Origin of the sequence: Hydrogenophaga palleronii NBRC 102513 (assembly GCF_001571225.1) — a bacterium.
In the GTDB taxonomy this organism is placed as follows: Bacteria; Pseudomonadota; Gammaproteobacteria; order Burkholderiales; family Burkholderiaceae_C; genus Hydrogenophaga; species Hydrogenophaga palleronii.
In genome coordinates this window covers 1-6,657 of sequence record NZ_BCTJ01000075.1, presented here as the reverse complement: position 1 = coordinate 6,657, position 6,657 = coordinate 1, and the positions used below count along the sequence as shown (strand labels likewise).

The window sequence follows — 6,657 nt, the reverse complement described above, 5'->3', positions numbered from 1 at the left end:
CAGGGGGGTCATCGCGTTTTCGCGCTGTTCAACCAGGCCTGGCGCGCCACTTCGTCCAGCGCCTCGTCCACCACGCCGTGGTTGGCCACCACGCGCAGGCGATCTTGCTCCAACAGGCGTTCCAGGCCGCGTTTGGTCATGGACAGCGAACGCCCATGGGCGCTGGTGAACAGGAACATCGTGCCGTGCGGGCTGGCCCAGGTGATCTGCCAGCGCGTGGCCTGGCCGTCCTGCAGCACATCGACCCAGGTGCCTACCGGCAAGGCATCGGCGCCGCGTTGCACCGCCATCTCGGCCTTGACGTCGGCCCAGTCGCGCTGCATCGGCTGGGTTTCCAGAAACGCCGGCTGGGTGGTGGTGGCCTGTGCTTCGAGGAAGGTGTCGTCCATCAGGCAGGAGTCGCGCGCCTCGGTGCGCTGCATCCAGGGCTCGTCATCTTCCTCGGGCTGGATGCTGGGTTGGTCGTCGGGCGGCGGCCCGTTGCGTTGAGTCTTGTAAGCCGCTTCGTGCAGGCCCATGAGTGCCTGGAAGAAGGACTCTGCCTGCTCGCGCGGGTAGTCAATGGCGTCCAGGCCTTCGCGCAGCGTGCGCAGCACGCCGGGAATGATCTTGACCAGGCGCGGCCGGTTCAGGCTGGCCAGCGCGAGCTGGCTGGACCACAGCAGGTCGGGCAGGATGTCGTTGTAGCGCAGCGCGGCGGCTTGGCCGTCGGTGCCGAGGGCTGCGGCGTCAGCCGACTCCAGGCGCGCCTGCGCCACCACCTGCGACCAGGGGCCAGTGAGGAAACGCCGCACCACGCCGGGGGCCTTGTCGAAGTCGTTGCGCGCCCGTATTTCGGCCGCGACACGTTCAGCGAGCAGGTTGCGTTGCTCCACGCGCACCAGGGTCTGCACCGCCAGGCCACGTGCCTGCACCTGGGCCGGCGCGACGGTGGCGGCCTGTGAACGCTTGAGCTCGTCGAGCAGGCCGGGGAAACGGGCCGACAGGTCGGGGCCGGGGTTGAGCAGCGTGCGCACGATGCTGCGCACCTGGTTGGAGAACGGAGCGAAGCCGGGATCGAGCTCACTGGTGAAGGCCAGGCTGCGTTCGGTGATGGCGTCGAGCAGACGGCGCGCCGGGTTCTCCTTGTCGGCGAAGAAACGCGGTTCGCTGCGTGCAAGTTGCAGCAGCGCGGGCTTCATCTCCTGGAGCTGGTCGCGCACAGGGGCGAGCAGGCGTTCGTCGGACGCGATGCGCTTGAGCATCAGCGTGACCACCTCGCTGGCCAGGGTGCGGCCCATCATGTTTTCCGACACCGCGGTGCGGTTCCGCGCCTTGTCGTTCAGGTCCAGGTTGCCCACCAGCAACTGGTGCAGGTGGTCCAGCGTGAGCAGGTTGTCGTCGCCCAGCACCTCCTGCACCGAGACCGCTTCTTCCTTGAGTTCGAAGGCAGGCTGGCGGCCGATGGCGGTCTGCGTCACCACGTAACCGGCGGGCTTCACCCCAGCCTTTTCGAGTTCACGGGCCAGCTGGACGTACATGCCGCGCAACTCGTCGCCGAGCGTGATGGCGCCGGTCTGCAGCCAGCGCGCGCGCACGGCGGCGTCCACATGCAGACCCTTGAGTGCGGTCATCAGCGCCGCCACCACCACTTCGGCGCGCAGCGGGTTGGCGTCGGGGTGCACCGTGGTCAGGCCCTGGGCGCCGTTGAGCAGCGAGGTCAGGGTGGCAAGCTCCTCGTCCACCGCCATCTTCACGATCTGCTGCACGCGGGCCAGCTCCACGGTTTCCTGCACCTGGTCATCGCCCATGAGTTCAAGTTCGTCGAAGCTCACCGCGGGCGAACGGCGCGTTCCGCTGCCAGTGTGGGGCAAGGCGTTCTGCACCGATTCGGCGAACGCGGCCAGGAACCGCGTGGCGACCAGGTCGCGGTGGGCTTCCAGCGTGGTGCGGGCCTGGACCAGGCCCTGCTTTTCGCTCAGGTGGCTCGCCGTGTGCTCACGGTCGCGCAGTGTGCTGTGCAGCTTGCCGAGCCAGCGCGGCACCCAGTCGCGGGTGAGCGTGAGCGCCTGACGGATGCTGGCATCAAAGGCCTGGGTATTGCTCGCGTCCATGCAGCGGGGTCTTTCGTGAGCAGGAGTACGGTACGAAGGGTCCGTACATTGTCCACGAAAGCGCACCGGCGCCATACAGGAGAAAGGCGCCTCGAAAGAGGCCCTGTTTCAGGGCTTCTGCATCAGGGCGCGCCAGCCCTCGGCACCCAGGTCGCGCAGGGTCTGCAGGTTGCGCTCGACGATGGCGTCGGCGTCCCCGCCGTCGGTGGCCACGGCGCGCTCCACGCTGTCCTCACGCAGCAGGTGCAGCGTGGGGTACGGGGCGCGGTTGGTGGCGTTGGTCACGTCGTCGGGCTCCGTGCCCTCGAACTGGAACAGGGGATGGAAAGGCGCCACCTGGATCACGCCCTCCAGCTCGTGTTCGGCGACCACGTCGTCGACCACGTTGAGGAAGTCGTTGAAGACCTCGAAGTCGGGGAACAGCGTGGCGTGCACCAGCAGCGTGGTGTCGATCTGCTCGGCCGGCGTGGCCACCAGCAGGTCCAGCTCACGGTCGAGGTCGTCCAGAAAAGCGTCGAGGTGGCGCGCCGTGCTGACCACGATGCGCACCTGGTCCTTCACGTAGACGGCGCGCGCGAACGGGCACAGGTTCAGGCCGATGACGGCCTTCTCGATCCAGCGGCGGGTGTCGGCGAGGACTTGTTCTTCTGTCGTCATGGCAAAGGCGGTACGTGTGAGGCGATGTCGTCCAGGATGCCGCGGGTCCGGCTCCGCCGGCCCGCAAGCATCGCCCCCTTGAGGGGGTGACGGGCCACGCAGTAGGCCCGGCGCGGGGGTGGGCTTACTTCAACGCCTTGAAGCGCATGCGCTTGGGCTTGGCGCCCTCTTCACCCAGGCGCTTCTTCTTGTCGGCTTCGTATTCCTGGTAGTTGCCGTTGAAGAACACCCACTGGCTGTCGCCTTCGGCAGCCAGGATGTGGGTGGCGATGCGGTCGAGGAACCAGCGATCGTGGCTGATCACCAGCGCGCAGCCGGCGAACTCGAGCAGCGCGTCTTCCAGCGCGCGCAGGGTTTCCACGTCCAGGTCGTTCGAGGGTTCGTCCAGCAGCAGCACGTTGCCGCCTTCGGCCAGGGTCTTGGCCAGGTGCAGGCGGCCACGTTCACCGCCCGACAGCGTGCCCACGCGTTTCTGCTGGTCACCGCCGGAGAAGTTGAAGCGGCCGCAGTAGGCGCGGCTGGGCATCTGGAACTTGCCCACGGTGATCATGTCCAGGCCACCCGAGATGTCTTCCCAGACGGTCTTCTCGCCGGCCAGGCCATCGCGGCTCTGGTCGACCACCGCCATGCGCACGGTCTGGCCGATCTTGACCTCGCCGCTGTCGGGCTGCTCCTTGCCGGAGATCAACTTGAACAGCGTGGACTTGCCGGCGCCGTTGGGGCCGATGATGCCGACGATGGCACCGGCGGGAATCTGGAAGCTCAGGTTGTCGATGAGCAGGCGGTCGCCGAAGGACTTGCTGACGTTCTTGAACTCGAACACTTCGTTGCCCAGGCGTTCGGCCACGGGAATGAAGATTTCGTTGGTCTCGTTGCGCTTCTGGTAGTCGACGTCGCTCAGCTCTTCAAAGCGCGCCAGACGCGCCTTGCTCTTGGCCTGGCGGCCCTTGGGGTTCTGGCGCACCCACTCCAGTTCCTTCTTCATGGCCTTGGTGCGTGCGTCTTCGGTGCGCTGCTCCTGCTCCAGGCGGGCTTCCTTCTGCTCCAGCCAGGTCGAGTAGTTGCCCTTGTACGGAATGCCGTGGCCGCGGTCGAGTTCGAGAATCCACTCGGCGGCATTGTCGAGGAAGTAACGATCGTGGGTGATGGCCACCACGGTGCCCGAGAAGCGCTTGAGGAACTGCTCCAGCCAGTCCACCGATTCGGCGTCCAAGTGGTTGGTGGGTTCGTCGAGCAGCAGCATGTCGGGCTTGGACAGCAGCATGCAGCACAGCGCCACGCGGCGCTTCTCACCACCGGAGAGCACGCCGACCTTGGCGTCCCAGGGCGGCAGGCGCAGCGCGTCGGCGGCGATTTCCAGCTGGTGCTCACCGTCGGTGCCCGAGGTGGAGATGATGGCTTCGAGCTGTGCCTGTTCGGCCGCCAGGGCGTCGAAGTCGGCGTCTTCTTCGGCGTAGGCCGCGTACACCTCTTCCAGGCGCTTCTGCGCTGCGCGCACGCCGCTCATGCTGTTCTCCACCGCTTCGCGCACGGTCTGCTCGGGGTCGAGCTGTGGCTCCTGCGGCAGGTAACCGATGCGGATGCCCGGCATCGGGATGGCTTCGCCCTCGATTTCCTTGTCGAGGCCGGCCATGATCTTGAGCAGCGTGGACTTGCCCGAACCGTTGGTGCCGAGCACGCCGATCTTGGCGCCTGGGAAGAACGAAAGCGAAATGTCCTTGAGGATCTGACGCTTGGGCGGCACGATCTTGCCGACCCGGTTCATGGAAAAGACGTATTGAGCCATGGGATTTTTCTGCCTGAAAGAGCTGCAGCCACGACGGCCGCGCAACCGTTGATTATCCCCTTAGAGGGGCGCTCTGCTTTTTTGAGCGCCCGGCGCGGGGGTGCGGCGCGCTGTCGTGCGACAATACGGCCTGTCAAGCACTTCAGTTGGCTTGGCACCGGCACTTCGCCGGGGTGCGCGCAAACCGCTTGCGGCACCGTCTTCCTGAATCCATCTGCCCCAGACTGACCGGGCGCCGCTGCCACCCAGGCATCGACAACCGGAGTGGCCGATGCCCCCAGCGCCCTGGACGGGCGCCTCCATCTAAATGACCTTTGACGATCTGAATCTGGCCCCGGCCATCGTGCAAGCTGTGCGCGAGCACGGCTATGAAACTCCCACGCCCATCCAGGCAGAAGCCATCCCGGCCGTGCTGGCCGGCCGCGACCTGCTCGGTGGCGCCCAGACCGGCACCGGCAAGACCGCTGCCTTCACCCTGCCCATGCTGCAGCGCCTGTCCGCCGGCGAACGCAGCAAGAACCGCTTCGGCGGCGTCGGCATCCGCGCCCTGGTGCTCACCCCGACCCGCGAACTCGCGGCCCAGGTTGAAGAGTCGGTGCGCGTCTACGGCAAACACCTGTCGCTGACCTCCACCGTGGTCTTCGGCGGCGTCGGCATGAACCCGCAGATCAACGCCATGAAGCGCGGCGTCGACATCCTGGTGGCCACGCCCGGCCGCCTGCTTGACCTGCAGCAACAAGGTTTCCTCGATCTGTCCACCGTGCAGATGCTGGTGCTCGACGAAGCTGACCGCATGCTGGACATGGGCTTCATCCACGACGTGAAGAAGATCCTGGCCCTGGTGCCCAAGGACAAGCAGAGCCTGCTGTTCTCGGCCACCTTCAGCGACGAGATCCGCGACCTGGCGAGCAACCTGCTGAAAGACCCGCAGCACATCCAGGTGACGCCGCGCAACACCACCGTGCAGCGCATCACCCAGGTGATCCACCCGGTTGGCCGCGGCAAGAAGAAGGCCCTGCTGGTGCACATCATCAACCAGCACAACTGGAGCCAGGTGCTGGTGTTCACGCGCACCAAGTTCGGAGCCAACAACGTCGCCGAGTACCTGACCAAGAACGGCATCCACGCGATGGCGCTGCACGGCAACAAGAGCCAGGGTGCACGCACCCAGGCACTGGCCGGCTTCAAGAGCGGCGAGATCCGCGCCCTGGTGGCCACCGACATCGCGGCGCGCGGCATCGACATCGACGAGCTGCCGCACGTGGTGAACTACGAAATCCCGAACATCAGCGAAGACTACGTGCACCGCATCGGCCGCACGGGCCGCGCCGGCAACAGCGGTGAAGCCGTCAACCTCGTGAGCCTGGACGAAGAAGGCTTCATGATGGAAATCGAGCGCTTCACCAAACAGCGCATCCCGGTGCAGATGTTCCCCGAATTCATGCCCGAGCCGGGTGAGAAGGCCGAGCCCATCGCCATGGGCCGCCAGACCATCTGGGGCGGTGCCGGCAAGCCGCCGAGCCGCGAGGTGATGGCCGCTGCCGCCAAGGCCGCGCGCACCGAGATGCTGCAGCGCGTGCGCGAGAAGAAGGCCGGTGAACCGCAACAAGGCCGTGGTGGCAACGGTGGTGGTGGCGGTCAACGCCAGCGCCCGGCCGGCGACGGCCAGCCGGACGGCCCGCGCGGTGAAGGCCGCCGCGGCGGTGGTGGCCAGCGCGCCAACGGCAACGGTGGTGGTGGCAACGGCCAGGCCCGCCGTGGCAACGGTGGTGGTGGCCAGCACGGCCAGCGCCCGCCGCGCGAAGACCGCGGCCCGCGTGAAGACCGTGGTCCACGCGAAGACCGCGAACCCGGTGCCGAGCGCCAGCCCGGCCCGAACGCCCACCTGGGCAGCCTGCGCATCAAGGAACCGCGCCCCCGCGCGGCCAACCCGGGCGGCCAGCCCGATCCGCTGCGCACCAGCATCGACGCCATGCGCACCGGCAACCGCGGTGGCAAGGGCGGCGGTGGCGGTGGCCGTGGCGGCCCGCGCAACGGTGGCGGCGGTGGTGGTGGTGGCGGCAACGCCGATCCGCTGCGCACCAGCTACGGTCGTATCCGCTGAATTCGGGGCTCCCCCTG

Annotated in this window: 4 protein-coding genes; 1 reads left to right on the top strand and 3 read right to left on the bottom strand. The window is 67.2% G+C overall.

The features are described 5' to 3' along the window. Positions 1-8: 8 nt before the first annotated feature. The 3 genes from HPA01S_RS22095 to ettA all read right to left on the bottom strand — a co-directional run bounded on the left by HPA01S_RS22095 (position 9) and on the right by ettA (position 4,536). Complete coding sequence (locus HPA01S_RS22095) at positions 9-2,093, bottom strand: DUF1631 family protein (protein ID WP_066273614.1); 2,085 nt, start codon at positions 2,091-2,093, stop codon at positions 9-11. A gap of 108 nt (positions 2,094-2,201) precedes the next feature. Further along, positions 2,202-2,750, bottom strand: a complete 549-nt coding sequence (locus HPA01S_RS22090; RefSeq protein ID WP_066273613.1) for a DUF1415 domain-containing protein — start codon at positions 2,748-2,750, stop codon at positions 2,202-2,204. Between the two features lie 124 nt (positions 2,751-2,874). Then, on the bottom strand, positions 2,875-4,536 hold the full coding sequence (ettA, locus tag HPA01S_RS22085) for an energy-dependent translational throttle protein EttA (protein WP_066273612.1): 1,662 nt from the start codon (positions 4,534-4,536) through the stop codon (positions 2,875-2,877). A gap of 307 nt (positions 4,537-4,843) precedes the next feature. Here ettA and HPA01S_RS22080 point away from each other — a divergent pair, with 307 nt between their 5' ends. Continuing rightward, a complete protein-coding gene (locus HPA01S_RS22080) occupies positions 4,844-6,640 on the top strand; it encodes a DEAD/DEAH box helicase (protein ID WP_066273611.1) in 1,797 nt (598 codons plus the stop codon). Positions 6,641-6,657 lie beyond the last annotated feature (17 nt).